The organism is Kitasatospora sp. NPDC059160 (genome assembly GCF_042755465.1).
Taxonomy (GTDB): domain Bacteria; phylum Actinomycetota; class Actinomycetes; order Streptomycetales; family Streptomycetaceae; genus Kitasatospora.
Genome location: NZ_JBHZCN010000071.1, coordinates 23,814 through 50,743, shown reverse-complemented (window position 1 = coordinate 50,743; position 26,930 = coordinate 23,814). Strand labels below are relative to the sequence as shown.

General features: G+C 72.4%; 27 protein-coding genes and 7 tRNA genes. 23 read left to right on the top strand and 11 right to left on the bottom strand.

What is annotated here, in order from left to right:
- Position 1: 1 nt before the first annotated feature.
- The 5 genes from ACFXOZ_RS27595 to ACFXOZ_RS27575 form a co-directional block, all read right to left on the bottom strand.
- A tRNA-Val gene (locus ACFXOZ_RS27595) sits at positions 2–73 on the bottom strand.
- A 44-nt stretch (positions 74–117) separates the two neighbouring features.
- Positions 118–189: transfer RNA gene (locus tag ACFXOZ_RS27590), tRNA-Val, on the bottom strand.
- Positions 190–230: 41 nt separating this feature from the next.
- Positions 231–302, bottom strand: a tRNA-Val gene (locus ACFXOZ_RS27585).
- A 34-nt stretch (positions 303–336) separates the two neighbouring features.
- Positions 337–410: transfer RNA gene (locus ACFXOZ_RS27580), tRNA-Cys, on the bottom strand.
- Between the two features lie 40 nt (positions 411–450).
- A tRNA-Gly gene (locus ACFXOZ_RS27575) sits at positions 451–523 on the bottom strand.
- 332 nt (positions 524–855) lie between these two features.
- Here ACFXOZ_RS27575 and ACFXOZ_RS27570 point away from each other — a divergent pair.
- From ACFXOZ_RS27570 to ACFXOZ_RS27560, 3 genes are all read left to right on the top strand, one after another.
- Positions 856–1,935: a chorismate-binding protein gene (locus tag ACFXOZ_RS27570; RefSeq protein WP_375890052.1), complete on the top strand. Its 1,080-nt coding sequence runs from the start codon at positions 856–858 to the stop codon at positions 1,933–1,935.
- A gap of 25 nt (positions 1,936–1,960) precedes the next feature.
- Positions 1,961–2,791, top strand: coding sequence for an aminotransferase class IV (locus ACFXOZ_RS27565; RefSeq protein ID WP_380532800.1), 831 nt, complete (start codon positions 1,961–1,963; stop codon positions 2,789–2,791).
- Between the two features lie 73 nt (positions 2,792–2,864).
- Positions 2,865–3,710 carry a GNAT family N-acetyltransferase gene (locus ACFXOZ_RS27560; RefSeq protein WP_375890048.1) on the top strand — a complete coding sequence of 282 codons (846 nt, stop codon included), beginning with the start codon at positions 2,865–2,867 and terminating at the stop codon, positions 3,708–3,710.
- 44 nt (positions 3,711–3,754) lie between these two features.
- Here the strand turns inward: ACFXOZ_RS27560 and ACFXOZ_RS27555 are convergent, their stop codons facing one another.
- Positions 3,755–4,255 carry a DsbA family protein gene (locus tag ACFXOZ_RS27555; protein WP_380532803.1) on the bottom strand — a complete coding sequence of 167 codons (501 nt, stop codon included), beginning with the start codon at positions 4,253–4,255 and terminating at the stop codon, positions 3,755–3,757.
- A 111-nt stretch (positions 4,256–4,366) separates the two neighbouring features.
- On the opposite strand from ACFXOZ_RS27555, the gene ACFXOZ_RS27550 reads away from it, so the two are divergent.
- Entirely contained in the window at positions 4,367–4,849 is a 483-nt protein-coding gene (locus tag ACFXOZ_RS27550; protein WP_375890044.1) for a hypothetical protein, read from the top strand.
- A 24-nt stretch (positions 4,850–4,873) separates the two neighbouring features.
- Here ACFXOZ_RS27550 and ACFXOZ_RS27545 read toward each other — a convergent pair whose 3' ends face one another.
- Together ACFXOZ_RS27545 and ACFXOZ_RS27540 are read right to left on the bottom strand one after the other, a co-directional pair.
- Positions 4,874–5,443, bottom strand: coding sequence for a CGNR zinc finger domain-containing protein (locus ACFXOZ_RS27545; RefSeq protein ID WP_360230149.1), 570 nt, complete (start codon positions 5,441–5,443; stop codon positions 4,874–4,876).
- Positions 5,444–5,883: 440 nt separating this feature from the next.
- Positions 5,884–6,297: an SsgA family sporulation/cell division regulator gene (locus ACFXOZ_RS27540; protein WP_030056266.1), complete on the bottom strand. Its 414-nt coding sequence runs from the start codon at positions 6,295–6,297 to the stop codon at positions 5,884–5,886.
- Between the two features lie 402 nt (positions 6,298–6,699).
- On the opposite strand from ACFXOZ_RS27540, the gene ACFXOZ_RS27535 reads away from it, so the two are divergent.
- Positions 6,700–6,771: transfer RNA gene (locus ACFXOZ_RS27535), tRNA-Val, on the top strand.
- 212 nt (positions 6,772–6,983) lie between these two features.
- Positions 6,984–7,055: transfer RNA gene (locus tag ACFXOZ_RS27530), tRNA-Val, on the top strand.
- Between the two features lie 78 nt (positions 7,056–7,133).
- Here ACFXOZ_RS27530 and ACFXOZ_RS27525 read toward each other — a convergent pair.
- Positions 7,134–7,901, bottom strand: a complete 768-nt coding sequence (locus ACFXOZ_RS27525) for an exonuclease domain-containing protein (RefSeq protein ID WP_375890042.1) — start codon at positions 7,899–7,901, stop codon at positions 7,134–7,136.
- Between the two features lie 145 nt (positions 7,902–8,046).
- Between ACFXOZ_RS27525 and ACFXOZ_RS27520 the strand changes: the two genes are divergently transcribed.
- From ACFXOZ_RS27520 to ACFXOZ_RS27505, 4 genes are all read left to right on the top strand, one after another.
- Positions 8,047–8,601: a DUF4365 domain-containing protein gene (locus tag ACFXOZ_RS27520; protein ID WP_360230145.1), complete on the top strand. Its 555-nt coding sequence runs from the start codon at positions 8,047–8,049 to the stop codon at positions 8,599–8,601.
- Positions 8,602–8,633: 32 nt separating this feature from the next.
- Positions 8,634–9,794 (top strand): hypothetical protein, encoded by a 1,161-nt coding sequence (locus ACFXOZ_RS27515; protein WP_380593129.1) that lies wholly within the window; start codon positions 8,634–8,636, stop codon positions 9,792–9,794.
- Positions 9,795–9,881: 87 nt separating this feature from the next.
- On the top strand, positions 9,882–11,861 hold the full coding sequence (gene thrS, locus ACFXOZ_RS27510) for a threonine--tRNA ligase (protein ID WP_380526822.1): 1,980 nt from the start codon (positions 9,882–9,884) through the stop codon (positions 11,859–11,861).
- 126 nt (positions 11,862–11,987) lie between these two features.
- On the top strand, positions 11,988–12,548 hold the full coding sequence (locus tag ACFXOZ_RS27505; RefSeq protein WP_350507180.1) for an HIT domain-containing protein: 561 nt from the start codon (positions 11,988–11,990) through the stop codon (positions 12,546–12,548).
- 74 nt (positions 12,549–12,622) lie between these two features.
- On the opposite strand, the gene ACFXOZ_RS27500 is transcribed toward ACFXOZ_RS27505, so the two are convergent.
- Entirely contained in the window at positions 12,623–14,269 is a 1,647-nt protein-coding gene (locus ACFXOZ_RS27500; protein WP_380593128.1) for a hypothetical protein, read from the bottom strand.
- Positions 14,270–14,468: 199 nt separating this feature from the next.
- Between ACFXOZ_RS27500 and ACFXOZ_RS27495 the strand changes: the two genes are divergently transcribed.
- Positions 14,469–14,915 carry a thiol-disulfide oxidoreductase DCC family protein gene (locus ACFXOZ_RS27495; protein WP_380526857.1) on the top strand — a complete coding sequence of 149 codons (447 nt, stop codon included), beginning with the start codon at positions 14,469–14,471 and terminating at the stop codon, positions 14,913–14,915.
- Here the strand turns inward: ACFXOZ_RS27495 and ACFXOZ_RS27490 are convergent.
- Positions 14,903–16,951 carry an elongation factor G-like protein EF-G2 gene (locus ACFXOZ_RS27490; protein ID WP_380593127.1) on the bottom strand — a complete coding sequence of 683 codons (2,049 nt, stop codon included), beginning with the start codon at positions 16,949–16,951 and terminating at the stop codon, positions 14,903–14,905. The two genes, ACFXOZ_RS27495 and ACFXOZ_RS27490, sit on opposite strands and share 13 nt — an antisense overlap.
- A gap of 233 nt (positions 16,952–17,184) precedes the next feature.
- Here ACFXOZ_RS27490 and pgsA point away from each other — a divergent pair, with 233 nt between their 5' ends.
- The 12 genes from pgsA (at position 17,185) to yajC (ending at position 26,883) form a co-directional block, all read left to right on the top strand.
- A complete protein-coding gene (gene pgsA / locus ACFXOZ_RS27485) occupies positions 17,185–17,832 on the top strand; it encodes a phosphatidylinositol phosphate synthase (protein WP_380526828.1) in 648 nt (215 codons plus the stop codon).
- A 16-nt stretch (positions 17,833–17,848) separates the two neighbouring features.
- Positions 17,849–18,814, top strand: a complete 966-nt coding sequence (locus ACFXOZ_RS27480; RefSeq protein ID WP_380526830.1) for a phosphatidylinositol mannoside acyltransferase — start codon at positions 17,849–17,851, stop codon at positions 18,812–18,814.
- A gap of 45 nt (positions 18,815–18,859) precedes the next feature.
- Entirely contained in the window at positions 18,860–20,035 is a 1,176-nt protein-coding gene (locus tag ACFXOZ_RS27475) for a glycosyltransferase family 4 protein (RefSeq protein ID WP_375890026.1), read from the top strand.
- Positions 20,036–20,157: 122 nt separating this feature from the next.
- Entirely contained in the window at positions 20,158–20,538 is a 381-nt protein-coding gene (locus tag ACFXOZ_RS27470; RefSeq protein ID WP_380593126.1) for a 5-carboxymethyl-2-hydroxymuconate Delta-isomerase, read from the top strand.
- A 43-nt stretch (positions 20,539–20,581) separates the two neighbouring features.
- Positions 20,582–21,127: a hypothetical protein gene (locus ACFXOZ_RS27465; protein WP_375890023.1), complete on the top strand. Its 546-nt coding sequence runs from the start codon at positions 20,582–20,584 to the stop codon at positions 21,125–21,127.
- A gap of 128 nt (positions 21,128–21,255) precedes the next feature.
- Positions 21,256–22,167 carry a pyridoxal 5'-phosphate synthase lyase subunit PdxS gene (gene pdxS, locus ACFXOZ_RS27460; RefSeq protein WP_375890021.1) on the top strand — a complete coding sequence of 304 codons (912 nt, stop codon included), beginning with the start codon at positions 21,256–21,258 and terminating at the stop codon, positions 22,165–22,167.
- A gap of 96 nt (positions 22,168–22,263) precedes the next feature.
- Positions 22,264–22,881 (top strand): pyridoxal 5'-phosphate synthase glutaminase subunit PdxT, encoded by a 618-nt coding sequence (pdxT, locus tag ACFXOZ_RS27455; RefSeq protein WP_375890020.1) that lies wholly within the window; start codon positions 22,264–22,266, stop codon positions 22,879–22,881.
- Positions 22,882–22,971: 90 nt separating this feature from the next.
- Entirely contained in the window at positions 22,972–23,730 is a 759-nt protein-coding gene (locus ACFXOZ_RS27450; RefSeq protein ID WP_375890018.1) for a YebC/PmpR family DNA-binding transcriptional regulator, read from the top strand.
- 163 nt (positions 23,731–23,893) lie between these two features.
- A complete protein-coding gene (ruvC, locus tag ACFXOZ_RS27445; protein ID WP_375890016.1) occupies positions 23,894–24,463 on the top strand; it encodes a crossover junction endodeoxyribonuclease RuvC in 570 nt (189 codons plus the stop codon).
- Positions 24,460–25,071, top strand: coding sequence for a Holliday junction branch migration protein RuvA (ruvA, locus tag ACFXOZ_RS27440; RefSeq protein ID WP_380406865.1), 612 nt, complete (start codon positions 24,460–24,462; stop codon positions 25,069–25,071). Before ruvC ends, ruvA begins: the two co-directional genes overlap by 4 nt.
- A gap of 61 nt (positions 25,072–25,132) precedes the next feature.
- Positions 25,133–26,203, top strand: a complete 1,071-nt coding sequence (gene ruvB / locus ACFXOZ_RS27435) for a Holliday junction branch migration DNA helicase RuvB (protein WP_375890012.1) — start codon at positions 25,133–25,135, stop codon at positions 26,201–26,203.
- A gap of 260 nt (positions 26,204–26,463) precedes the next feature.
- Positions 26,464–26,883, top strand: coding sequence for a preprotein translocase subunit YajC (yajC, locus tag ACFXOZ_RS27430; RefSeq protein ID WP_375890010.1), 420 nt, complete (start codon positions 26,464–26,466; stop codon positions 26,881–26,883).
- The last annotated feature ends 47 nt before the right edge of the window (positions 26,884–26,930 follow it).

Here is a 26,930-nt window from a genome sequence, read left to right as displayed (position 1 = left end):
GTGCGCGATACTGGGATTGAACCAGTGACCCCTACCGTGTCAAGGTAGTGCTCTCCCGCTGAGCTAATCGCGCCTGGTGAGGCGGTTGTGCAGCGAGCCTCGAAGGGCTCGTTACTGTGCGCGATACTGGGATTGAACCAGTGACCCCTACCGTGTCAAGGTAGTGCTCTCCCGCTGAGCTAATCGCGCCTGGTGAGGCGGTTGTGCAGCGGACCTCGTGAGGTCCGACGTGCGCGATACTGGGATTGAACCAGTGACCCCTACCGTGTCAAGGTAGTGCTCTCCCGCTGAGCTAATCGCGCGGGGAGGTCTCCCGGTGGAACCGGGAGAACCCCTTGGAGGTGGAGACGGGATTTGAACCCGTGTACACGGCTTTGCAGGCCGTTGCCTCGCCTCTCGGCCACTCCACCAGGCAACGCATGAAGAACGACCTTACACTGTTCTCCATCGAGCGGACGACGAGATTCGAACTCGCGACCCTCACCTTGGCAAGGTGATGCTCTACCAACTGAGCTACGTCCGCCTGTCTCCCCGGGACCTTCACCGCTTTTCCTCGGCTGCGCTCCCTGGCGACGTGTTGAACTCTAGCGGATTCCCGGGCCAGCTAAAAATCCGTTCCCGCAGCGTGCCGAGGGGATGCCGACGGAGTGCCGTTCCGTCAGCCCCTCCGGCCGGTCACCGGCCACCACCTGCGGCGCTCCCGGACGATCATCCGCAGGCCACCCGGCGCACACCGGCGCGACGCACTCAGCTGCTCGTACGCGGGGGCGCGGCGGGCTCGGGCCCGACCCGGGGCACGCCCCCGACCTACACTTCAAGCACCGCCACCCCCCAGCACCACCGCGCAGGAGAACCGTGTCCGGCCATCCCGACCCCCGCACCCCGCTCGCCCGCTTCGGCGGCCGCCTGGCCACCGGACTGCGCGACGTCACCTCGGACCCGGCCGCGCTCGACTCCTCCGGCTACTGGGCCGTCGCCTACGACTTCGAGGGCCGACTGACCTGCGCCCGCTTCGACGAGGTCCGCCCCGCGCCCGCCCCGCCCTCCGGCGCGGGCTGGCACGGCCCGGACGCCGGCAGCTGGCACAGCTCCCTGGACCGCGCCGCCTACACCGCGGGCGTACGCCGCATCCGCGCGCACATAGCCGCCGGCGAGGTCTACCAGGCCAACCTCTGCCGGGTGCTCTCCGCGCCGCTGCCCGACCCCGACCGCAGCGACATCGACGCCCTCACCGGCCTCCTCGCCCGCGGCAACCCCGCCCCCTACGCCGGGACCGTCCGACTGCCCGACCACGGCGTCGAGATCGCCACCGCCTCCCCGGAGCTCTACCTGCACCGCACCGGGCGCACCGTCTCGTCCGGCCCGATCAAGGGCACCGGCCGCACCGAGGACGACCTCCTCGACAAGGACCACGCCGAGAACGTGATGATCGTCGACCTGGTCCGCAACGACCTCGGCCGGGTCTGCGGGACCGGTACCGTCACCGTGCCCGACCTCTGCGTCGTCGAGAAGCACCCCGGCCTGGTCCACCTGGTCTCCACCGTCGAGGGCACCCTGCGCGACGGCGCCGGCTGGCCCGAACTGCTCGACGCGACCTTCCCGCCCGGCTCGGTCACCGGCGCCCCCAAGTCCAGTGCCCTGCGGATCATCGACGCCCTGGAGACCGCCCCCCGCGGCCCCTACTGCGGCGCGATCGGCTGGGTCGACGCCGACCGCGGCGAGGGTGAACTCGCCGTCGGCATCCGCACCTTCTGGCTCGACCGGCAGGACCCGCGGGTACCGGTCCTGCGCTTCGGCACCGGCGCCGGCATCACCTGGGGCTCCGACCCGGAACGCGAGTGGGCGGAAACCGAGCTCAAGGCCGCCCGACTCGTCGCGATAGCGTCGGGCAGCGAGCCCGGCATCGACACCGCCCCCGAGCCGCACCGTGTCTAGGAACCGTGTCTAGGAGCAGCCCTCGATGAACACCCGCACCACGAGCTGGGTCAACGGAACCCTGGTCGACTCCGCCCACGCCGCCGTCTCGGTCCTCGACCACGGCCTCACCACCGGCGACGGCGTCTTCGAGACCATGAAGTCCGTCGACGGCCGGGCCTTCGCGGTCACCCGCCACCTCGACCGGCTCACCCGCTCCGCCCGCGGCCTCGGCCTGCCCGACCCGGACCACGCCGTGGTCCGCGAGGCCTGCGCCCAGGTCCTCGCCGCCAACCCGGCCCCGCTCGGCCGCCTGCGCGTCACCTACACCGGCGGCGACGCCCCCCTCAGCTCGGAGCGCGGCACCACCGGCCCCACCCTGGTGGTCGGCTTCAACGCCATCGGCCCCCGCCCCGACGAGACCGCCGTCGCCGTCGTCCCCTGGCGCCGCAACGAGCACAGCGCCGTCGCCGGCCTCAAGACCACCTCGTACGCCGAGAACGTGGTCGCCCTCGCCGCCGCCCACCGCACCGGCGCCTCCGAGGCCCTGTTCGCCAACACCGCGGGCCGACTCTGCGAGGGCACCGGCTCCAACGTCTTCGTGGTCCTCGGCGGCCGCCTGCTCACCCCGCCGCTCGCCTCCGGCTGCCTGGCCGGGATCACCCGGCAGCTGGTCGTCGACTGGTGCGGCGCCGAGGAGGCCGACCTCCCGCTCGGCGTCCTCGAGGAGGCCGAGGAGATCTTCCTGACCTCCACCACCCGCGACGTTCAGGCCGTCACCCGCGTCGACGACCGCCGGCTGCCCGGCACCGGCCCGGTCACCGCCAAGGCCATGGCCGTCTTCGCCGAGCGCAGCGGCGACGACCTCGACCCCTGACCCCGGGGAAACGGCCGGGCAGACGCCCCGGGCAGCGCGGATAACCTTCCCGGCGAGGGGAAGGGACCACGACATGACCACCACGCTGCGCCCCGAGGGCCCGGAGACACCCACCACGGCCGGCGGCCGCACCAGACGCTGGCGGATCCTCGCGAACGGCCACCAGGTCGGCGCCCTGCGCACCAGCTCGGCCCGTCACGACAGTGAACTCTGGGGTGAGATAGCGGAGTTGGAGATCACGGAGGGCCGCGGTCGGGGCCGCGGCACCTTCGGCGCCCTGGCCGCGGAGGAGGTGCTGCGCGCCTGGGGCTGCACCCGGGTCGACGTCGTCGTCCCCGAGTCCGCCCCGATCGCCCGGGGGCTGGTCGCCGCCCTCGGCTACACCGAGCGGATGCGGAACCTGGGCAAGAGCCTGACCGCCGCCCCGCCGCTGCCCGCCGGTGTCACCGCCCGCCCGATCGACGCCGCCGAGTTCCCCGCCTGGATCGACCGGGCCGCGCGGGAGTACGTCCAGTCCCTGCGGGACTCCGGCCTCACCGAGGCGCAGGCCCGCGCCAAGTCACGCCTGGACCACCGCAACGTCCTCCAGCAGGGCGTCGAGACCCCCGGCGTCGCCCTGCGCCGCCTCCACGGCCCGGGCGGCGCCCCCGAGCCGCTCGGCTCGCTCTGGGTGAACCTCCACCTGCGCGACCTGCCGGACGGCACCCCGCTCGCCTGGGTCATGGTGGTCGAGGTGGACCGGGCCCACCGAGGCCGGGGCCACGGCCGCACCCTGATGCTGCTCGCCGAGCGGGAGTGCCTGGCCGCCGGAGTGCGCGAACTCGGCCTGAACGTCTTCTCCGGCAACCGGGCCGCCCTCCGGCTCTACGCCTCGCTCGGCTACCGGGTCGTCAACCGCTGTTACGGCAAGCCGCTGTGAGCAGTTGACGCAGCGTCAGGCCGACGGGGCGTCAGGTGCGTCGGTCAGGATGCCTTCGCCGCTTCGATGACCGCGACGATCCGCTCGCGCAGCCCGTCCTGGCTCTTCCCGCCGTCCAACCGCTCGCGGCCGATCACGTACGTCGGCGTCCCGGTGACCCCGATCGCCTTGCCCTCGGCCTGGTCGGAGTCCACGATCAGCATGTGCCGGCCGTCGACCAGCGCGGTGTCGACCTCCTCGGCGTCCACCCCGACCTCCCGGGCCACCTCCAGCAGCAGCTTCTGCCCCCGGGCGTCCAACTCCTCGACCCGGGCCAGCAGCGCCTCCACGAACGGCCACCCCAGCCCCTGGGCGAACGCCTCCTCGGCCGCCTCCGCCGCGGCGTAGGCGTGCTTGTGCTTCTCCAGCGGGAAGTGCCGCAGCTCGACGGAGAGCGCGTCGCCGTACTGCGCGCGCAGCGCCCGTACGTCGTCCAGGGCGGTGCGGCAGTCCGGGCACTGGAGGTCGCACCAGAACTCGAGGCGGGGGAGGGAACCATCGATCATTCCCCCAGTGTTCCACTAGTGGGTGCCCGCCCCCGCCCGGCGGTGCGCCCGAGGGCGGACCGAGAGGGAGGCACCGATGTCCAGGACCACCGGAAGCGAAGGGGCGCACCCGTGCTGACCGCGGCGATCAGTTTCCTCCTCACGGCCGGCGGCGTGGCCGTCGCGGGCCTGCGGGCCCGGCGGCGGCGCTTCCGCTCGGCGACCCGCTGGTTCGCGGTCGCCCTGCTGCCCGCCGGGCTCTACCTGACCGGACTGTTCCCGCTGGCGAGCACGATCGGCCGGGAGTTCGCCGACTGGGCGGCCAAGCTGGTCTTCGACCCCCGGGTGTGGACGGGCCTGGTGCTGCTCGGCGTCTCCGCCGCGCTGCTGTTCGCCAGCCGCTGGCCGGGCCGGCGCGGTGAGGTGGAGTCCTCCGCGGAGCGTCCGGCCGCGGCCGGAGCGGCTCCGGAGCGTCCGGCGGTGGCCCAGGCACCCAAGGCGCCCAAGGCGTCGAGGGACCCCAAGGCGTCCGGCAAGCCGCAGGCGGGCAAGCGGGACGACGGCCTCGGCGACTTCGCCGACATCGAGGAGATCCTCCGCAAACGCGGAATCTGAGCCGGGCGGGAGATGCGGCGCCGGTCAGGCGGGGGCGACGGCCTCCGCCGACCGCTGGCGCGCCCGGTAGGCGGCGACGTGCAGCCGGTTCCCGCAGGTGCGGCTGTCGCAGTAGCGCCGGGAGCGGTTCCGGGAGAGGTCCACGAAGACCCGCGCGCAGTCCGGCGCCTCGCACCGGCGCAGCCGCTCCCGCTCGCCCGCCATCAGGATGAAGGCCAGCGCCATGCCGAGTTCCGCCGCGAGGTGGGGCCCGAGCGCGGCGTGCGGGGCGAAGTAGTGGATGTGCCAGTCGTGGTGGTCGTGGTTGACCAGCCGGGGCGTCGTCCCGGCGGCCGCGACGATCGCGTTGACCAGCTCGGCGGCCGCTTCGGTGGACTCCGTCCAGAACACCTCGCGCAGCCGGGTGCGCAGCTCCTGCACCTGGCGCAGGTCGTCCTCGGTCAGCGAGTCGATCTCGCTGATCTCCTGGCGGCCCACGAAGGCGTCCAGCGCGGCGACGTCCGGCAGTCGCTCGTCGCCGCACACCTCGGGCGCGGTGTTGAGCAGATCCACGAGGATGCTCAGCGCGCACTCGGTGTCATGGGTGATCAGCACGTTGGGACTCCTCGCGCAGGGGGACTCCGGTACCCCGCGTCCACGGTTACCCCAGACCATACCGGCCCTTGCGGCATAAGGGCGGCGCCTTCGTTCGAAGGCCTGTACGGATTCCGGCGGAGTGTCCCGGTCTGGGCGCGGCTGGGTGTCGGCGGCCCCGCCGAGCCCCTCGCCCCGCGGCCCGGGAGGAGCCGCCGGGGGCCCCGGAAACGACGGTGGCGCCCGGCAGCGAGGCCGGCCACCCGTGACGGATGGCCGGCTCCGATGCCGGGCGCCTGCGGTGCTGTGGCCCCGCTCCGGTGGGAGCGGGCCGTTTCACCGGCCCCGAGACCGCGTGGTGCGCGGCTGAGTCCGCTGCCGTGCCCCCGAGTAGGACGGCAGCGATGACGGCAGGAAGTACGGCCCCGCCGACAGCGGGGCTGGACCGCCTCCGGTCGGGGTCAGCTTTCGGCGAGGATGTGGGACAGCTCCCGGTCGAGGTCGAAGTGACGGTGTTCGGTGCCGGGGGGCACCGCGGCGTCCGTCCGCTTGAGGAACGACTCAAGCGCGCGGGCCGGGGCTTCCAGCAGGGCTTCTCCTTCCGGAGAGCTCAGGGCGATGCAGACCACCCCTTGCCCGTGGCTGCGCGACGGCCACACCCGGACGTCGCCGGTACCGGTGGGTCGGTGCAGCCCCTCCGCGAGGAGATCTCGGGCGAACACCCACTCCACGGTCTCGTCGGCGCCCGTGTGGAACGTGGCGTGCACGGCGTAGGGGTCGGCGGTGTCGTAGCGCAGGCCCGCGGGGACGGGCAGTGAGGACTCGCTGGACACGATGAGGCGCAGGTGCAGCTCGCAGCTGACCGTGGTGTTCATAAGCGCCATGGCCTTTCGCTCAGTGTGCGCTCGGGGAATCGCACGTCGGCGAACGGACCATCCCACCCCCAAGACCGATGTAAACCCCTCTGTCCCGATTCGGGCGCGAGTCGTACCCCTTACGGCGCATTGCGGAATCGCCCCGGAGTACCCGCCCGGGGCATTACCGGCGGTTCTTCTCGGTCGGATTCCGGTTCGGCGTGCAGGCGGTCCGTCGGAGTGCCGGGCGGGCCGGGAACAGGGGAGCGGGTGGTGCGGCCGGGCCCGACGAGTCGTGCGCGCGGGCGGGGAGGGACGGGACGGGTGGCGGGGAGGCCCCGGCCCCGGGCGTCGGGGCGGGGTCGCCGGCGGGCGGGGTGTTCGGAGCACCCTCCGGGATGCGGTAATGTTTTCCCTGCACCCGGGCGATTAGCTCAGCGGGAGAGCACTTCGTTCACACCGAAGGGGTCACTGGTTCGATCCCAGTATCGCCCACCGGAATGCATTGTGATATGTGAGGCCCAGTCGATTATCGGCTGGGCCTCACATGTATTTCCGGAAATCCATCCGAAGAGCCGGTATCGAATCCGGCTGAGGGCCAGTCATCTTCCGTGCGGAGCGCGAGTTCTGTGGGTGCGTCGGCCGTACCCCGGAAGAGCGAGTTGTACGACCGCCCCCGAATGGTGCTAGAGTTCTTCTCGTTGCCCGGGCGATTAGCTCAGCGGGAGAGCACTTCGTTCACACCGAAGGGGTCACTGGTTCGATCCCAGTATCGCCCACCCGGACAGCACGCAGGCCCTGACCAGGAAACCGGTCGGGGCCTGCGGCGCGTTCCGGGCCGTCGTGCCGGTGAAGGGCTATGCCGCCGCCCGGCACCCGTGCTCCGGCTCCAGCCGACGACCGCAGACGCACCGGGCCGGCCGCAGCGGCCACGACAGGTCCACCCGCTCCGGCGTTCCCGAGCGGTCGAACCAGGCCTGCAGCCCCCGGGCCTGCGCCGCGTGCCAGACCGCCTGCCGCAGGTGCAGCTCCGCCGCCGTCAGCCCGCCGAGCGCCGCCGGATAGCGGGCGCCTATGCGCCGGATCAACGACAGGGCCGCCGTCGCGTCCGCCGCCGCGTCGTGCGCCCCGGCGAGGTCCACCCCGTAGTGGGCGCACAGGTCGGTCAGCGTCCGCCGGCCCTTGCGGTAGCGGTCCACGTGCTTGTCCAGCACCCGCGGATCCAGTACCACCAGCCCCGCCCCGTCCAGCCCGGTGCTCAACGGCAGGCCGTGGTGGCGCCGCAACTCCCGGTCCAGCAGGGTCAGGTCGTAGGGGGCGTTCATCACCACCACCGGGCGGCCGGCCCGCGCCTGGGCCGCCAGCGCGCGGGTGACCTCGGCCACCACCGTGCGGGCCGGGCGCCCGTACGTGCGGACCTGGTCGTCGGTGATGCCGTGCACCGCCCGCGCCCCGTCCGGGATCGGGACACCCGGATCGGCGAGCCAGGTGGTGGTCTGCGCCGGTGCGCCCGGGGTGAGTTGGACGACCAGGGCGGCGGAGACGATGCGGTCGGACTCCACGTCCACGCCGGTCGTCTCGGTGTCGAAGGAAGCGAGCGGGCCGGTGTACCAGTGCTGCTGCATGACTGCCCCTCAGGCGTGCGTTCCGCGCCCTGGTGATACCCGGTTCTGACGGTCGCTCAACCCGTTTGGCCCAGCTCCGACCGGGGATCCTGCCACTGGGCCGCTCGGCCCGGACGGGCCCGGAGCCGGGGGAGGCCACGGGGCGATGGCACTGACACAGCCGCAGCCCGACGGCGCGGCGACCACACTCAGGGGGAACCTCGCGGTCACCGCCTGCATGGAGACGCTGCAGGTCGGCTACCTGCACGCGGTTGCCGCGGCGGCCGGCTGCTCGCTCTCCCAGCCGTTCCCGGACAACGGCATCGACTGGCAGGTCAGCCACGGCTCCCGGGAGCACGACGTGGACGACGAGGTCACCATCAAGATCCAGCTCAAGGCGACCCAGCAGATCGCACCCGGTCCGGCCGGGCCGTTCTTCAGCTTCACCCTGGACAACGACCACCTGCGCAAGCTCGCCCGTGCCCGGGTCGCCGTCCCGCGGATCCTGGTCGTGATGCTGCTGCCGCGCCGGGTCGACCACTGGCTCCGGGCCCGCCCGGACGCCCTCGAACTGCGGCACTGCTGCTACTGGGTCAACCTGGCCGGCCACCCCGTCACCGGGAAGCGGCGCACCAACGTCCGGGTGCCCACCGACAAGGTCTTCGACGACCGCGCGCTCTGCGACATCATGGCCCGGGTCGGCGCGGGCGGCAGCCCGTGACCGCCCGGCCCCGGCAGCGAGGAAGCACGCCCATGACCCTGCCGAACGGACCGGAGGTCCGGGCCCTGCCCGACCCGGCCACGGTCGACCCCGCGGTGCTCGCCACCCTGCTCGCCCGGCACGGCTGGATCCGGCGCGGCGGCCCCGCCGCCCGGTACGGCCGCTGGACCCCGCCGGACGGCGAACCCGGCACCAGCCTCCTCCTCCCCACCGCCGACGGCTTCGACGACGCCGTCGACCTCCTCACCGACGCCGTCACCGCGCTCTCCCGCTCCCGCACCCCCTCCGCCCGCTCGATCCTCCTCGCCCTCGTCGTCCCCGGCGACGAGCTCAACTGGCGCCGCGAACTGCCCGGCCCCGCCGACGCCACCCCCTGGGACGACGCCGAACGGCTCCAGCGGGCCGCGCGCTCGATGCTCGCCGCCGGGGCCAAGGCCGGCCGGACCACCGCCGGCTACTTCGGTGCCCGGCTGGACGGCCTCGCCGGGGAGTTCCTGGACCGCGTCCTCCTGGTCGAACAGGGCGCCGTCGACCAGGGCGCCGCCCTCACCGCCTACACCCCCGCCCCCGAGGGCCGCACCGCCGTCACCACGCTGGTCCGCGCCCTGGAGGCGCTGCGCGACGCGGTCGACTACCGCCGGGTCAGCGGCGGGCCCGAGGCCTTCGAGAACGCCGTCCGCTCCGGGGTCAGCCGCGAACTCGTCCGGTCCGTCGAGGACCTCGTCCGCGGCGCGACCGCCGCCCGGCTCACCGTTGCCTGGTCGCCCGCCGCCGGCACCCCGGGCGGATTCGGCGACCGCCGGATCGAGCTCGACTTCTCCCCCGGGGACCTGCCCGCCCTCGCCGAGGCCGCCGAACTGCTGGAGCGGATCGAACCCGCCGTCGACGTCACCGTCGTCGGCGTGGTCGTCCGGCTCAAGCGCGCCGACCCCGCCGGACCGGGCTCGATACGGCTCCGGGTGCTCGGCGGCGCCGAGGTCCGCGAACTCAAGGTCGGACTGCCCGACCCCGACTACCGGCTCGCCGCCGAGGCCCACCTCACCGGCGTCCCGGTCCGGGTCTCCGGCCGCCTGGAACGCCGCGACGGCTTCCGCCGGCTGACCCGCCCGCACGGCCTGGAGCTGTGCGGTTGGGCGGACGACGACCGCGAGCGGCTGCTCAAGGGGCTCCAGGAGAGAGGGGAGAGGTCCTGAGTGCGCGGTGCGGCTGGTGCTCTCGGTACCATCGTCACGCGCAGCGCAGTGTTGCGTCCTCTGAATCCAGCACGTCAGGAGAGACCGGTGACGGACGTCCGGGTAATCATCAACCGCGAACCCGATCGGGAAGAGCGCGTGGTGACCACGGGCACTACGGCCGCCGAGCTCTTCGCCGACGACCGCTCGATCATCGCCGCCCGCGTCGGCGGCCAGCTCAAGGACCTCGCGTACGCCGTCCAGGACGGCGACGAGGTCGAGCCGGTCGCGATCGGCAGCAAGGACGGCCTGGACATCCTGCGCCACTCCACCGCGCACGTCATGGCCCAGGCCGTGCAGCAGCTCTACCCCGAGGCCAAGCTCGGCATCGGCCCGCCGGTCAAGGACGGCTTCTACTACGACTTCGACGTCGAGAAGCCCTTCCACCCCGATGACCTCAAGGCCATCGAGAAGCGGATGCAGGAGATCATCAAGCGCGGGCAGAAGTTCTCCCGCCGCGTGGTCACCGACGAGGCCGCCGCCGAGGAGCTGGCCGCCGAGCCGTACAAGCTGGAGCTGATCGGCCTCAAGGGCTCCGCCGCCACCGCCGGCGAGGGCGCCGACGTCGAGGTCGGCGCCGGCGAGCTCACCATCTACGACAACCTGGACGCCAAGAGCGGCGAGCAGTGCTGGGGCGACCTCTGCCGCGGCCCGCACCTGCCCAGCACCCGCCACATCCCGGCGTTCAAGCTGATGCGCAACGCCGCCGCGTACTGGCGCGGCAGCGAGAAGAACCCGATGCTGCAGCGCATCTACGGGACCGCCTGGCCGACCAAGGACGAGCTCAAGGCCCACCTCGACTTCCTCGTCGAGGCCGAGAAGCGCGACCACCGCAAGCTCGGCAACGAGCTCGACCTCTTCTCCATCCCCGAGGAGATCGGCTCCGGCCTCGCCGTCTTCCACCCCAAGGGCGGCATCATCCGCCGCGCGATGGAGGACTACTCGCGCAAGCGGCACGAGGAAGAGGGCTACGAGTTCGTCTACACCCCGCACGCCACCAAGGGGAAGCTCTTCGAGAAGAGCGGCCACCTCGACTGGTACGCGGACGGTATGTACCCGCCCATGCAGCTCGACGAGGGCGTGGACTACTACCTCAAGCCGATGAACTGCCCGATGCACAACCTGATCTTCGACGCGCGCGGCCGCTCGTACCGTGAACTGCCGCTGCGCCTCTTCGAGTTCGGGACGGTGTACCGCTACGAGAAGTCCGGTGTGGTGCACGGCCTGACCCGTGCCCGCGGCTTCACGCAGGACGACGCCCACATCTACTGCACCCGTGAGCAGATGGCGGAGGAGCTCGACTCCACGCTGACCTTCGTGCTCAACCTCCTCCGTGACTACGGTCTGACCGACTTCTACCTGGAGCTGTCGACCAAGGACCCGGTCAAGTACGTCGGTTCGGACGAGACCTGGGAGGAGGCCACCCGCGTCCTGGCGAGCGTGGCCGAGAAGCAGGGCCTGCCGCTGGTCCCGGACCCGGGCGGCGCGGCCTTCTACGGCCCGAAGATCTCGGTGCAGGCGCGGGACGCCATCGGCCGTACCTGGCAGATGTCGACCATCCAGCTCGACTTCAACCTGCCCGAGCGCTTCGACCTGGAGTACACGGCGGCGGACGGTTCGCGTCAGCGGCCGGTCATGATCCACCGTGCGCTGTTCGGTTCGATCGAGCGGTTCTTCGCGGTGCTGCTGGAGCACTACGCCGGTGCCATGCCGCCGTGGCTGGCTCCGGTCACCGTGACCGGCATCCCGATCACCGACGAGCACGTGCCGTACCTGCTGGAGGTCGCGGCCGAGCTCAAGAAGCAGGGGATCCGGGTCGAGGTGGACACCTCGGACGACCGCATGCAGAAGAAGATCAGGAACGCCCAGAAGACCAAGGTCCCGTTCATGCTGATCGCCGGCAACGACGATGTCGAGGCGGGCGCGGTCTCCTTCCGTTACCGCAACGGCGAGCAGAAGAACGGCGTGCCGCGTGACCAGGCCATCGCCGAGATCGTTGATGCCGTGGCGCGCCGTATCCAGGTGTGAGTTCCCCGCCTGAGCGGGGGTGACCCTAACGGCGTTCCGGTCGCCGAGGCAGTCGCCGAGGTTAAGCGCGGGGCAGGCTCTTCAAGAGTCTGCCCCGCGCGGCTTTGCAAGCACCCCCGGGCGAATATGCTGATCAGCATGACGACTGAGCCGGAACTGCAGCGGGGTGTCGGTGAGCCGGACGGCTTCCGCCGCCTGTGGACCCCCCATCGGATGGCGTACATCCAGGGTGAGAACAAGCCCACCGGCCCGGCTCCGGACGACGGTTGTCCGTTCTGCTCGATCCCGTCGCTGAGCGACGAGGAGGGGCTGGTCATCGCCCGGGGGAGCGCCGTGTTCGCGGTGCTGAACCTGTACCCGTACAACGGCGGGCACCTGATGGTGGTCCCGTACCGGCACGTGGCCGACTACACCGACCTCGACGAGGCGGAGACGGCCGAGCTGGCGGACTTCACCAAGAAGGCGATGACCGCGCTGCGGGCCGCCTCGGGGGCGCACGGGTTCAACATCGGGATGAACCAGGGCGCGGCGGCCGGGGCCGGGATCGCGGCGCACCTGCACCAGCACGTGGTGCCGCGCTGGGGCGGGGACACCAACTTCATGCCGGTGGTCGGCCACACCAAGGTGCTGCCGCAGCTGCTGGCGGACACCCGCAAGATGCTGGCCGAGGCCTGGCCGCAGGGCTGAGCCGGCCGGACGCGCGAAGAGGGGCCCGCCACCGAGGAGTTCGGTGGTGGCCCCTCTTCACGTGTCGCTCCCGGTCAGTCGGCGCTGAACTCGTCGACCTTGTACGGGCGGGGGCTCTGCGCCTCGGACTTGATGATCGAGGTGCGGGTCTTGAAGAAGCGGTCCGCGTCGAGGTCGTGCTCCTGGAGGAACTCCAGAGTGGCGGTGTGCACCGCGCTGAGCACCGGCACGGAGGCGTTCATGGCGTTGTCGACCATGGAGCGGTTGTTCCAGGCGGTGCCGACCCAGGAGTGCCGGAGTCCGAACGGCTCGGGCAGGCCGAGGCCGCCGCCGAGCCAGCCGAGCAGGCCGGGCATCTTGTGGAACGGTGCGCGGACGGCCTGGCGGACCACCTCGTCGTTGTCGATCAGGGGGAGCTTGACGGTGCGCTCCTCCCAGAACCGCACGGTCTTGGCGACCGACTTCTCCTTGTCCTTGGGCTTGTCGAAGAAGACGCCCTTGACCGGGCCGAGCGCGTAGCCGGCCACCGAGATGTTCAGCACGTTGGCGAGCAGGGTCACCGTGACGGTGAAGGTGATGATCAACTTGCCGTCGTGGGTGATGAACTGGGTGGCCAGGTAATGCCGGGGGCCGCCGGAGAAGGTCTGCTTGTCGGCGAGGCTCTGCACGGCGAAGTCGCGCATCCGCTCGCCGTCCATGTCGGCGCCGCCGGGGCGGCTGATCTCGTCCGCGCCCTCGCCGATGTCGAAGACCGCCCACTGCTTGATGGCCACGTTGGGGATGCCGCTGTTGGCGACGTGGCTGACCCCGAGGCCCTTGAGGTGGGCGGAGATCCGGCGGACCAGGTCCCAGGGGTGGAAGGCCCGGAAGTCGGCGTGGCCCTCGGCGGGGTGCAGGGTGTCGGCCAGGCGCCACTCGCCCCAGCGGCGGCCGGCCCCGAGGATGCCCTTGGGGCCGGCGTAGTGGTGGACGTTGGTCTCCTGCTCGGCGTCCAGCCGGCCGAGCTTGTCGCGCAGGTCGTTGGCCTTCTTGTCCAAGTCGTCGCGGGGGACGGCCTTGGCGACGGTGGCGGCGACGGCGCTGCCCTCGACCAGGGCCTGCCAGCGGGCGCGGAGGTCGGTGGCGGAGCGTTCGACGATCCGGCGGGCGAGGTACCAGCCGAGCACCGGGGCGAGCATGGTGATCCGCAGGTAGACGCCGAGGACGCCCGCCGCCGGCGGGAACAGCGCCAGGTAGCCGGCCAGGACGGCGACCGCGATCAGGGCGAGGGCGCCGTAGGTGTCGGCCCCCCGGGCGCTGTCCCGCTTGAGCCAGGCGCGCAGTTGGAAGGCGCCGAGCCAGATCAGGGTGCCGGGGAGGAAGAGCAGGCCGGTGACGACGGTGACGGTGCTGAGCTGCCGGTCGCGGGCGTGCCGGAGTTCCTCGGCGGCCAGGCAGTGCTCGACGACCTGGCGGGTGTCGACGCCGAAGGAGGGGACGAGGGGCTTGCGGTCGCCGCCGAGGGCGCGCGAGACCAGGGCCTTGCTGAAGGCCTCGCCGAGGTTGGGGCGGAAGAGCGCGAAGCGGCCCTTCTTCTCCTTGGCGTCGGTGACGTCGGTGACGAACTTGCCGATCTCGCCGTCGCGGTAGGCGGCGGAGGAGAGCGCCTGGGTGACGGCCGTCTGCGGGCCGGTGTCGGTCCGGGGTATCTGCGCACCCGGGGTCATGTCGAGTGTGGCCACGGTGGCGTCTGCTCCTCCCCTTGTCAGCGGCAGGTTACCGTGCCGTGGCACCCCTGCGCGGATGATCGTCTGAACTACCGTCACGAAGCGGTGCGTTCCGGCCGCACCGGGGCCTGAGGGGCATGATGCCCAGCTTCGGCCGGGTCGATACCCGCCCGGGCCGACGGCGTGAGGGTGGAGGAGGATGGAGGTGAAGGCGATGAAGGGGGTTGTCGTGGTGAAGGATCCGGTGCTGGTCTTCGACGGGGACTGCGCGTTCTGTTCGTCCTGCGTGCGCTGGGGGGAGCGGTACCTGCGGCAGACGCTGGCCTCGGGTGGCTGGGAGGCGGTGCCGTTCCAGTTCGCGGACCTGGCGGAGCTGGACGCGGTGGCGGGCGGCCGCGGTGAGGTGGCGGCCGAGCGGGCCGAGCGCGAGGTGCTGTGGGTGACGCCGGCCGGCCGGGTGTACGGGGGCGCGCAGGCGGTGGCGCGGCTGCTGCTGCGCACCGGGGGCGCGTGGGCGTACCTGGGCGCGCTGTTGACCTTGGCGCCGGTGCGGCCGGTGGCGGCTGCGGTGTACCGATGGGTGTCGCGGAACCGGCACCGGATGCCGGGGGGTACGGCGGCGTGCGCGCTGCCGAACCGGAAGCCGGCTCAGTCGGTGTAGCGCCCGGCCAGGGCGGCGGGCATGGGTTCGTGGCGCAGGTAGGCGCGGGAGAACTCGGCGGTGCCGTGGGTGAGGGAGCGCAGGTCGACCGGGTAGCGGACGAGTTCGAGTTCGGGGACCTCCGCGCGCAGCAGGGTCAGCCCCTGGCCGCCGGTTTCGGTGCCGAGGACGCGGCCGCGGCGTGCGGAGAGGTCGCCGAGGACGGCGCCGAGGTACTCGTCGGGCAGCAGGACGCTGACGGCGGCGACGGGTTCGAGCAGCCGGATGACGGCGTGTTCGGCGGCGTCGCGCAGGGCGAGGGCGGCGGCGTTCTGGAAGGAGGCGTCGGAGGAGTCGACGGAGTGCGCCTTGCCGTCGGTGAGGGTGACCCGGACGTCGACGAGCGGGAAGCCGGTGGCGACGCCCTTGGCGAGCTGGGCGCGGACGCCCTTCTCGACGGAGGGGATGAAGTGCTTGGGGACGGCGCCGCCGACGACGTGCTCCTGGAACTCGAAGCCGGAGCCGGCCGGGAGGGGTTCGACCTCCAGGTCGCAGATGGCGTACTGGCCGTGGCCGCCGGACTGTTTGACGAGGCGTCCGTGGCCGGCGGCGGCGGTGCCGAAGGTCTCGCGCAGGGCGACCTTGGGTTCGACGGTGTCGACGTGGACGCCGTGGCGGGTGCGCAGCCGGTCGAGGACGACCTCGGCGTGGGCTTCGCCGGTGCACCAGAGGACGAGCTGGTGGGTGTCGGGGTTCTGTTCGAGCCGTAGGGCCGGGTCCTCGGCGGTGAGCCGGGTGAGGGCCTGGGAGAGCTTGTCGTCGTCGGCCTTGCTGTGGGCTTCGACGGCGATCGGGAGCAGGGGTTCGGGGAGGGTCCAGCCGTCGAGTTCGACGGGGTGGCCGGGGTCGTGGACGGTGTCGCCGGCCCGGGCGGTGGTGAGTTTGGCGGCGCAGACGAGGTCTCCGGCGACGGCGTGCGGGACGGGGCGCTGGAGTTTGCCGAAGGGGCTGGTGAGGCCGGTGACGCGTTCGTCGCCGTTCTGGTCGGCGGTGTGGGCGGGGCCGACGAGGTGGATCCGGCTGTCGGGGCGCAGGGTGCCGGCGTAGACGCGCAGCAGGCTGATCCGGCCGACGTAGGCGTCGCCGGTGACGCGGACGACCTGGGCGGCGAGCGGGGCGTCGGGGTCGCAGGCGGGGGCGGGGCGGGTGCGTTCGGTGGGGTTCGGGAAGGCGTGGGTGATCAGGTCGAGGAGTTCGGCGGCGCCGAGGCCGTTGTCGCTGGTGGGGACGGCGGGGTGGAGGGTGCAGTTGAGGACTTCGCGGCGCAGCCCGGCTTCGAGGGAGTCGGTGTCGAGGGGGTCGCCGGAGAGGTAGCGCTCCATGAGGGTGTCGTCCTGGCCGGAGATGGCTTCGACGAGGCTCTCGTGGGCGGGGCCGGTGTCGGGGAGGGGATCGGCGTCGCCGTAGGTGTCGCCGGTGAGGAGGTCGACGCTGCCGTCGGGGTGTCCGTCGTGGAGGACGGGCAGGAAGAGCGGGCGCAGGGTGTCCGGGCCGAGCTCGAAGGCGTCGTGGCAGCTGGTGAGGATGTCGTCGAAGCCGGTGCGGGCGAGGTCGAGTTTGGCGACGGCGATGGCCCGGGGGATGCCCTCGGCGGCGCACTCGCGCCAGAGGGCGCGGGTGGGGGCGGTGACCGGGTCGGTGGCGGAGACGACGAAGACGGCGGCGTCGGCGGCGTGCAGGGCGGCGCGCAGGTCGGCGGCGAAGTCGGGGTGGCCGGGCGGGTCGATCAGGTTGATCTTGACGCCCTTCCATTCGAGGGGGAGCAGCGAGAGCTGGACGGAGCGCTGCTGCTGGTGCTCGATGTCCTCGTGGTCGGAGACGGTGGTGCCGTCGGCGACGCGGCCGGGGCGGGCGGTGGCGCCGGCGGCGAGGGCGAGGGATTCGGCGAGGGTGGTCTTGCCCACACCGCTGGAGCCGACGAGGACGACGTTGCGCAGGTCCGTGGGGCCGGTGACGGCGGGTGCCTGGCCGGCTCGTGCGGTGCTGCGGTCGGGCATCGGGGTCTCCTCCCGTGGCGCCGAAGCTGTCCTTGGCAGTCTAGGGTCGGGTGTCGTTCCGGCGCGTGTCGTGCTGGGCCCTGGTGGCCGGGGGCCGTCCGGCGGTGCGTGCGTCGGAGCGTGTCCCGGACGTGGCTACGATGGGTGCGTCGGGCGGGCTCATTCGTCCGGCCGTCTGCCGCGTGTGTTGCGCCAGGCGGGTACCCGGGAGAATCGGAGCGGCTGGGAAGGCCATGCTCAACAAATACGCGCGTGCCTTCTTCACACGTGTTCTGACCCCGTTCGCCGCGTTCCTGATCCGGCTGGGCGTGAGTCCGGACGCCGTGACGCTGATCGGTACGGCCGGTTCGGTGGCCGGGGCGCTGGTGTTCTTCCCGCGCGGGGAGTTCTTCTGGGGCACCATCACGATCACGCTGTTCATCTTCTCGGACCTGGTGGACGGGAACATGGCCCGTCAGCTGGGCCGGACCAGCAAGTGGGGCGCCTTCCTGGACTCCACGCTGGACCGGGTCGCGGACGCGGCGATCTTCGGCGGTCTGGCCATGTGGTACGCGGGCAAGGGCGACGACAACCTGCTCTGCGCGGTGGCGATCTTCTGCCTGGCCAGTGGCCTGGTGGTGTCGTACACGAAGGCGCGGGCGGAGAGCCAGGGCCTGCCGTGCGACGTGTCGGGGCTGGTGGAACGGGCCGAGCGGCTGGTGATCAGCCTGGTGGCGGCCGGGGTGGCCGGTCTGCACGTGTTCGGGGTGCCGTACGTGGAGTGGCTGCTGCCGGTGGCGCTGTGGCTGGTGGCGGCGGGCAGTCTGGTGACGGTGGTGCAGCGGATGGTGACCGTGCGCCGTGAGGCGTTCGAGGCCGACCGAGCGGCGGCCGGGAGCTGATGGGGGGCGTCCTGCGGTGACGGACCGACTGGTGTACTGGGCGTACGCGCTGGGCTGGGCGGTGTTGAAGCACCTGCCGGAGCCGGTGGCGCGGTGGCTGTTCGACCGGCTGGCGGACTACGCCTGGCGTCGTCGCGGGCCGCGGGTGCGGCAGCTGGAGGCGAACCTGCGCCGGGTGCGTCCGGGCCTGCACGAGGCGGCGCTGCGGCGGTTGTCGCGAGCCGGGATGCGTTCCTACCTGCGGTACTGGATGGAGTCCTTCCGGCTGCCGGTGTGGAGCCGGGAGCGGGTCCTGCGGGACGTCCAGGTGGGCGGCTACGAGCGCATAAGGGAGGCGCTGGACTCCGGGCGGGGTGTGGTTGTGGCGCTGCCGCACATGGGCAACTGGGACTTGGCGGGCACCTGGATAGCGCAGCTGGGCCACCCGTTCACGACGGTCGCGGAGCGGTTGAAGCCGGAGCGGCTGTTCGACCGGTTCGTGGAGTTCCGGGAGGGCCAGGGCATGGAGGTCCTGGCGCTGTCCGGCGGCGGAGCGAACGTGATCGGCACGCTGGCGCGGCGGCTGCGCGCGGGCAAGCTGGTCTGCCTGGTGGGCGACCGGGACCTCTCGGAGGCCGGTATCGAGGTGTCCTTCTTCGGTGAGGTGACCCGGATGCCGGCCGGGCCTGCGGCGCTGGCCCAGCGCACCGGCGCGGCGCTGCTGCCGGCGACGCTGTGGTACGACGGTCCGGTGCTGCGGGGGATGATCCACCCCGAGGTGCCGGTCCCGGAGGAGGGCGACCGGAAGGCGCGGACGCTGGCGATGACCCAGGCGATCGCGGACGTGTGGCAGCAGGGCATCAGCGAGCACCCGCAGGACTGGCACATGCTGCAGAAGTTCTGGCCGGCCGACCTGCCGGCCCGTGAGACGGTGGGGGGCGGGTCCGCGGCCGGGCGCGCCGACGCGGCGAAGGAGCCCGCCGCCGGGGCCTCCGGCGCCTGAGCCCGGCTGCCCGTCCGACCCTGCCCGAAGGAGCTTGAGGAACCCGTGAAGATCGGCATCGTCTGCCCGTACGACTGGGACGTCCCCGGTGGGGTGCAGTTCCACATCCGGGACCTCGCCGAGCACCTGATCGGTCTGGGGCACGAGGTGTCGGTGCTGGCGCCGGCCGAGGACGACGAGGCGCTGCCGCCGTACGTGGTCTCGGCGGGGCGGGCGGTGGCGGTGCCGTACAACGGGTCGGTGGCCCGGCTGAGCTTCGGCATCCTGTCGGCGGCCCGGGTGCGGCGGTGGCTGCGCGAGGGGCGTTTCGACATCCTGCACGTGCACGAGCCGGCCTCGCCGAGCCTGTCGATGCTGGCGGCCTGGTCGGCGACCGGGCCGATGGTGGGCACCTTCCACACCTCGAACCCGCGCTCGCGGGCGATGATCGCGGCCTCGCCGATCCTGCAGCCGGGGCTGGAGAAGATGCGGGCCCGGATCGCGGTGTCGGAGTACGCCCGGCGGACCCTGGTGGAGCACCTGGGCGGGGACGCGGTGGTGATCCCCAACGGGGTGGACGTGGAGTTCTTCGCGGAGGCCGAGGCGGACGAGCGGTGGACGGGCGGCGCGGCGGCGGGGGAGCCGGGCACGATCGGCTTCATCGGCCGGATCAACGAGCCGCGCAAGGGCCTGCCGACGCTGCTGGCGGCGCTGCCGCGGATCCTGGCGGAGCGGCCGGGGGTGCGGCTGCTGGTCGCGGGCAAGGGCGACGAGGAGGAGGCGGTGGCCGGCCTGGCGCCCGAGGTGCGCGCGCAGGTGGAGTTCCTGGGCATGGTCTCGGACCGGGAGAAGGCCCGGCTGCTGCGCAGCGTGGACCTGTACGTGGCGCCGAACACGGGTGGCGAGAGCTTCGGGATCATCCTGGTCGAGGCGATGTCGGCGGGCGCCCCGGTGCTGGCCAGCGACCTGGACGCGTTCAAGCAGGTGCTGGACGGCGGGGACGCTGGGGAGCTGTTCCCGGTGGAGGACGCGGACGCGCTGGCCCGTACGGCGCTGCGGCTGCTGGGGGATCCGGGGCGGCTGGAGGAGCTGCGCAAGGCGGCTTCGCGGCACGTGCGGCGGTTCGACTGGTCGACGGTCGGCGCGGACATCCTGGCGGTGTACGAGACGGTGACGGCCGGCGCCGCGGCGGTGGTCGAGGAGGACGAGCGCAGCGCCCCGAGCCGAAGGACGCGCCGGTGACGGGAGCGGGGGCGCGGGCGGTTCGGTCCGGCCCGGGGCCGACGGCCGGGGCTTGCGTGGCGCCCGGTGCCGGTGGGGTTAGGGTCGGGCCGACCGCACCACTGTGACCCCTGGGGGAAACGATGCCGCAGATCTCCGTCGACTACTCGTCCAGCCTGGCCGGGGCCTTCGAGCGCCGGGCGCTGGGCCTGGCGATCAACCGGCTGGCGGAGGAGACGATCGACGCCAAGCCGGGGTCCTGCAAGACGGTGTTCCGGCCGAGCGAGGACCTGGTGGTGGGCTCCGACGGGTCGGTGGACGACGCCGGGGTGGACGCCCAGGTGTATGTCGAGTTCCAGGTGTTCCCGGGCCGTACGCCGGAGGCGAAGGCGGCGCTGAGCGAGGGTGTGGTGGCGCTGCTGGCGCAGCACGTGCGGCCGGCGCCTGGGACGCGGCTGTTCACCGCGGTGAACGTCGAGGACATCGACCGGGAGAGCTACCGCAGCGGCGTCGTGCAGGGCTGACGTCGGGCGGGGCGGCCGGTGACACCCGGTAACGTAGCGGTCCGTGACTACCTGGATCTGGGCCGGCGTGGCCGTGGTGCTGTTCGGCATGTACCTGAGTTGGACGGCCGGCCGTCTGGACCGGCTGCACGCCCGGATCGACGCCGCGCGGGCGGCGCTGGACGCGCAGCTGGTCCGGCGGGCCTCGGTGGCGATGGAGCTGGCGACGTCCTCGTTGCTGGACCCGGCGGCCTCGCTGCTGCTGCTGGACGCGGCGCACGCGGCCCGGCAGGCCGAGGACGAGCACCGCGAGGTGGCGGAGAGTCAGTTGAGCCTGGCGCTGCGGGCGGTGTTCGAGGAGTCGGAGCAGGTGGCGGCGCTGGTCGCGGAGCCGGGCGGTGACGAGGCGGTTCGTGATCTGACGGCCGCGGTGCGGCGGGTGCCGATGGCCCGCCGCTTCCACAACGACGCGGTGCGGGCGGCGCGGGCGGTGCGGGAGCACCGGCTGGTGCGGTACTTCCGCTTGGCGGGCAAGGCGCCGTTCCCGATGGCCTTCGAGATGGACGACGCCCCGCCGCCCGCCCTTACGCCCGAGGGAGCGCCTGCTTAGGCTGTCCTCGGATACGGCCCGTTTGTCGCATCCCGTCGTCCGGGCTGGACTTGGTGGCGCATGGTTGGGCCACCTGATCTGCCTACCATAGGGCGATAGCACTGGTTAATCTTCGAGTGAGGTCTCACGTGTCCACCACCCCCACCACCGCAGACCAGCCGCAGATCGGTACCGCCCGGGTCAAGCGCGGCATGGCCGAGCAGCTCAAGGGCGGTGTGATCATGGATGTGGTCAACGCCGAGCAGGCGAAGATCGCCGAGGACGCCGGCGCGGTGGCCGTCATGGCGCTGGAGCGGGTTCCGGCCGACATCCGCAAGGACGGCGGCGTGGCCCGCATGTCCGACCCGAACATGATCGAGGAGATCATCGAGGCGGTCTCCATCCCGGTGATGGCCAAGTCCCGCATCGGGCACTTCGTGGAGGCCCAGGTCCTGCAGTCGCTGGGTGTCGACTACATCGACGAGTCCGAGGTGCTGACCCCGGCCGACGAGGTCAACCACTCCGACAAGTTCGCCTTCACCACCCCCTTCGTCTGCGGCGCCACCAACCTGGGCGAGGCCCTGCGCCGCATCGCCGAGGGTGCGGCCATGATCCGCTCGAAGGGCGAGGCCGGCACCGGCAACGTCGTCGAGGCCGTCCGCCACCTGCGCCAGATCAAGAACGAGATCGGCCAGCTGCGGGCGCTGGACCACAACGAGCTGTACGCCGCCGCCAAGGAGCTGCGCGCCCCGTACGAGCTGGTCAAGGAGGTCGCCGAGCTCGGCAAGTTGCCGGTCGTGCTGTTCTCCGCCGGTGGCGTGGCCACCCCGGCCGACGCCGCGCTGATGCGCCAGCTGGGCGCCGAGGGCGTCTTCGTCGGCTCCGGCATCTTCAAGTCGGGCGACCCGGCCAAGCGTGCCGCCGCCATCGTGAAGGCCACCACCTTCTTCGACGACCCGAAGATCATCGCGGACGCCTCCCGCAACCTGGGCGAGGCCATGGTCGGCATCAACTGCGACACCCTGCCGGAGACCGAGCGCTACGCCAACCGCGGCTGGTAGTCACTCCCGCCCTTCGCCCGGCCCGCCGCAGCGCTTCGGTGTGCGGCGGGCCGCGCCGCGTCCTTCCGTAGTAACGATCGATAGAGGTTGAAGACCGTGAGCACTCCAGTCATCGGCGTCCTCGCCCTCCAGGGCGACGTCCGCGAGCACCTGGTGGCGCTGGCCGAGGCCGACGCGCTGGCCCGTCCGGTGCGCCGCGCCGAGGAGCTGGCCGAGGTCGACGCACTGGTGATCCCCGGCGGGGAGTCCACCACCATGTCCAAGCTGGCCCTGCTGTTCGGCGTGATGGACCCGCTGCGCGCGCGGGTCGCGGCCGGCATGCCGGTGTACGGTACCTGCGCGGGCATGATCATGCTGGCCGACAAGATCCTCGACGGCCGGGAGGACCAGGAGAGCGTCGGCGGCATCGACATGACGGTGCGCCGCAACGCCTTCGGCCGGCAGAACGAGTCCTTCGAGTCCGGCCTCGCCTTCAAGGGCCTGGAGGAGGAGCCGGTGCACGGCGTCTTCATCCGCGCCCCCTGGGTCGAGGCGGTCGGCGCGGGCGTCGAGGTGCTGGCCGAGCTGCCCGGTGCGGACGGTCCGGAGAGCCGGATCGTGGCCGTGCGCCAGGGCAACCTGCTGGCCACCTCGTTCCACCCGGAGCTCACCGGCGACCACCGCGTGCACGCCTACTTCGTGAAGATGGTCGAGGAGCACCTCGCCGCCCGGTAGGGCTCCGGTAGCCGTGTGCGCCTTACCCGTGACGACACCGGTAAGATCTCTCCTGTTTCATTTCCCTTTGGCGACGTAAAGGAGCTGGCGATGTCCGGCCACTCTAAGTGGGCTACCACCAAGCACAAGAAGGCCGTGATCGACGCCAAGCGCGGCAAGCTCTTCGCCAAGATGATCAAGAACATCGAGGTGGCGGCGCGCACGGGCGGTCCCGACCCGGCGGGTAACCCGACCCTCTACGACGCCATCCAGAAGGCGAAGAAGAACTCGGTCCCGATCGACAACATCAACCGCGCCGTCAAGCGCGGTGGCGGTCTGGAGGCCGGCGGCGCCGACTACCAGACCATCATGTACGAGGGCTACGGTCCGAACGGTGTCGCCGTCCTGATCGAGTGCCTCACCGACAACCGCAACCGTGCGGCCTCCGACGTGCGCGTCGCGATGACCCGCAACGGCGGCTCGATGGCCGACCCGGGCTCGGTGTCGTACCTGTTCAACCGCAAGGGCGTCGTGATCGTCCCCAAGGCGGACGGCGTGGACGAGGACAAGCTGTTCGAGGTCGTCCTCGACCAGGAGCCGGAGGAGATCAACGACCTCGGCGAGTCCTTCGAGATCGTCTCCGAGGCCTCCAAGATGGTCGCCGTGCGCACCGCGCTGGTGGACGCCGGTGTCGACTACGACTCGGCCGAGGCCAACTTCCTCCCGAGCATGCAGGTCGAGCTGGACGTCGACGGCGCCCGCAAGATCTTCAAGCTGATCGACGCGCTGGAGGACAGCGACGACGTGCAGAACGTCTTCGCCAACTTCGACATCTCCGACGAGGTCGGCGCGCAGCTCGACTCCGAGTGACACGGCGTCGTCCGTGCCACGGTGAGTGATCGTTCTCACGGCCCGGCCCGGTGGTCCCAGGACCGCCGGGCCGGTGTCGTCGGCGGGGTTGTCGGACCCGGGCGGTAGCCTTCGCGAAGGCCGCTCGCCGTGAGCGGCGGATCGGCGAGGGACGGGGCGTGGCGTGCGGGTGCTGGGTGTTGACCCGGGGCTGACCAGGTGCGGGGTCGGCGTGGTCGAGGGCATGCCGGGCCGGCCGTTGCGGATGGCCGGGGTGGGCGTGGTGCGCACGCCGGCCGACGCCGAGATCGGGCAGCGGCTGCTGCTGGTGGAACAGGGGCTGGAGAGCTGGCTGGACGAGCACCGGCCCGACCTGGTCGCGGTCGAGCGGGTCTTCGCCCAGCACAACGTCCGCACCGTGATGGGCACGGCCCAGGCGAGCGCGGTCGCGATGCTCTGCGCCACCCGGCGCGGCATCCCGGTCACCCTGCACACCCCCAGTGAGGTCAAGGCCGCCGTCACCGGCTCCGGCCGGGCCGACAAGGCCCAGGTCACGGCCATGGTGCAGCGCCTGTTGCGGCTGGACGCGCCGCCCAAGCCCGCGGACGCGGCCGACGCGCTGGCGCTGGCGATCTGCCACATCTGGCGCGGCGGGACGACCAACCGGCTGCAGGCCGCGGCCCAGGCCGCAGCCGAGGCCGCCCGCTCCGGGCCCGCCCGGGGCCCCTTCTCCGTGAAAGGCAGTAGTCGGTGATCGCCTTCGTGCAAGGACCGGTGGCGGCCATCGCCTCCGGCATCGCGGTGGTCGAGGTCGGTGGGGTCGGCATGGCCGTCCAGTGCACCCCGAACACCCTGGCCGGCCTGCGGCTCGGTGAGCCCGCCCGGCTGGCCACCTCGCTGGTGGTCCGGGAGGACTCGCTGACCCTGTTCGGCTTCGCCGACGACGACGAGCGGGCCGTGTTCGAGATCCTCCAGGCCGCGCCGGGCGTGGGCCCCAAGCTGGCCCAGGCGATCCTGGGCGTGCACAGCCCCGACGCGCTGCGCGCCGCGGTGGCGGGCGGGGACGAGAAGGCGCTGGTCGCGGTGCCGGGCATCGGCAAGGCGAAGGCGGCCAAGCTGCTGCTGGAGTACAAGGACAAGCTGGGCGCCCCGCACGGCGCGGTGCCCGCGCAGAAGCCGATCGCCACCGGCCCCGCGCCGTGGAGCGAGCAGCTGCACTCCGCGCTGACCGGTCTCGGCTACGCCCCGCGCGAGGCGGACGACGCGGTCGCCGCCGTCACCCCGGAGGCGGAGGCCCAGCAGTCGCCGGACGTCGGCGCCCTGCTGCGGCTGGCCCTGCGCGGCCTCAACCGCGCCCGCTGAACCCACCCGACGACCTGTCCGTCCGTCGACACCGACACCGCAGACCCTGGAGCCCGCGAGGATGTACGACTCGGAACCCGCCGACCGGCTGGTGACCGCCGCCGCCGACGGCGAGGACCAGGCGGTCGAGGCCGCGCTGCGCCCCAAGCTGCTGGACGAGTTCATCGGCCAGGAGCGGGTGCGCGAGCAGCTGTCCCTGGTGCTCCAGGCGGCCCGCCAGCGCGGCAGCGCGCCGGACCACGTGCTGCTGAGCGGCCCGCCCGGCCTGGGCAAGACCACCCTCTCCATGATCATCGCCGCCGAGCTGGGCGCCCCGATCCGGATCACCTCCGGCCCGGCCATCCAGCACGCGGGGGACCTCGCGGCTATCCTCTCCTCGCTCACCGAGGGCGAGGTGCTCTTCCTCGACGAGATCCACCGGATGTCCCGGCCGGCCGAGGAGATGCTCTACATGGCGATGGAGGACTTCCGGGTCGACGTGATCGTCGGCAAGGGCCCGGGCGCCACCGCCATCCCGCTGGAGCTGCCGCCCTTCACGCTGGTCGGCGCCACCACCCGGGCCGGGCTGCTGCCGCCGCCGCTGCGCGACCGCTTCGGCTTCACCGGGCACATGGAGTTCTACGCCCCGGCCGAGCTCCAACGGGTGGTGCACCGCTCGGCCACGCTGCTGGACGTCGAGATAGACCCGGCCGGCGCGGCCGAGATCGCCGGGCGCTCGCGCGGCACCCCGCGCATCGCCAACCGGCTGCTGCGCCGGGTCCGCGACTACGCCCAGGTCCGGCACGACGGCGTGGTCACCCCCGCGATCGCCGCCCGGGCGCTGGACGTCTACGAGGTGGACGCCCGCGGCCTGGACCGGCTGGACCGCGCGGTGCTGAGCGCGCTGCTGCGGCTGTTCGGCGGCGGCCCGGTCGGCCTGTCGACCCTCGCCGTCGCGGTGGGGGAGGAGGCCGAGACGGTCGAGGAGGTGGCCGAGCCGTTCCTGGTCCGCGAGGGCCTGCTCGCCCGCACCCCGCGCGGCCGGATCGCCACCGCCGCGGCCTGGCAGCACCTGGGCCTGACCCCGCCGGTCCAGACCACGCGGGGCAGCGTCCCGCCCCAGCCGGAGCTGTTCCGGCCGGACGGAAGTTGACCGCTCTCGGCCGAACGGGTGAGACCCGGCCGTCGGTTCCCGCCCCCGCCCGGCGCTGTGCCCCGGGGAGGAGACGGGGGCGAACTCCCGGGAATCCGTGCAGGCGGAGGGTCGCCACTTTCGGCGGCAGGATGCGATGCTTGGCGTTGTCCGATCAGTTCGGGGTCGCCTAGACTCCGCCGGACCGCCCCTCTCACCTGACGGGCCGACCCATACCACACAGGCCGCCGGCCGGCGGCCCGTAAAGGACCCTGGCTGCAGTGAACCTCATCATCCTTCTCCTCCCGATCATCGCGATCGTGCTCATGTTCCGGTCGCAGAAGAAGCGCCAGCAGCAGCAGCAGAGCATGCAGACCTCGCTGGAGCCCGGGGCGGGAGTGCGCACCATCGGCGGCCTGTACGCCCAGGTGAAGGCGGTCAACGACGAGACCGTCGAGCTGGAGATCGCGCCCGGCGTGGTCACCCACTTCACCAAGAGCGCCATCGCGGCCGTCCTGGACCCCCAGGAGTACGACGCGATCATCAACGGTCGCCCCGCCGACGACGAGCTGTCCGAGCCGGAGGCCGAGGACACCGACGCCGCGCCGGTCGAGGACAAGCCGCTGACGCTCACCAAGGACAGCGCCGAGAAGGGCGATGTCAAGGGGGATGTCGAGGGCGGGGCTCCCGCGAGCAAGTAGTACGGCCGGGCAACCCGCCCGGTCGCGCGGCGCAGTGCCGCGAGCCC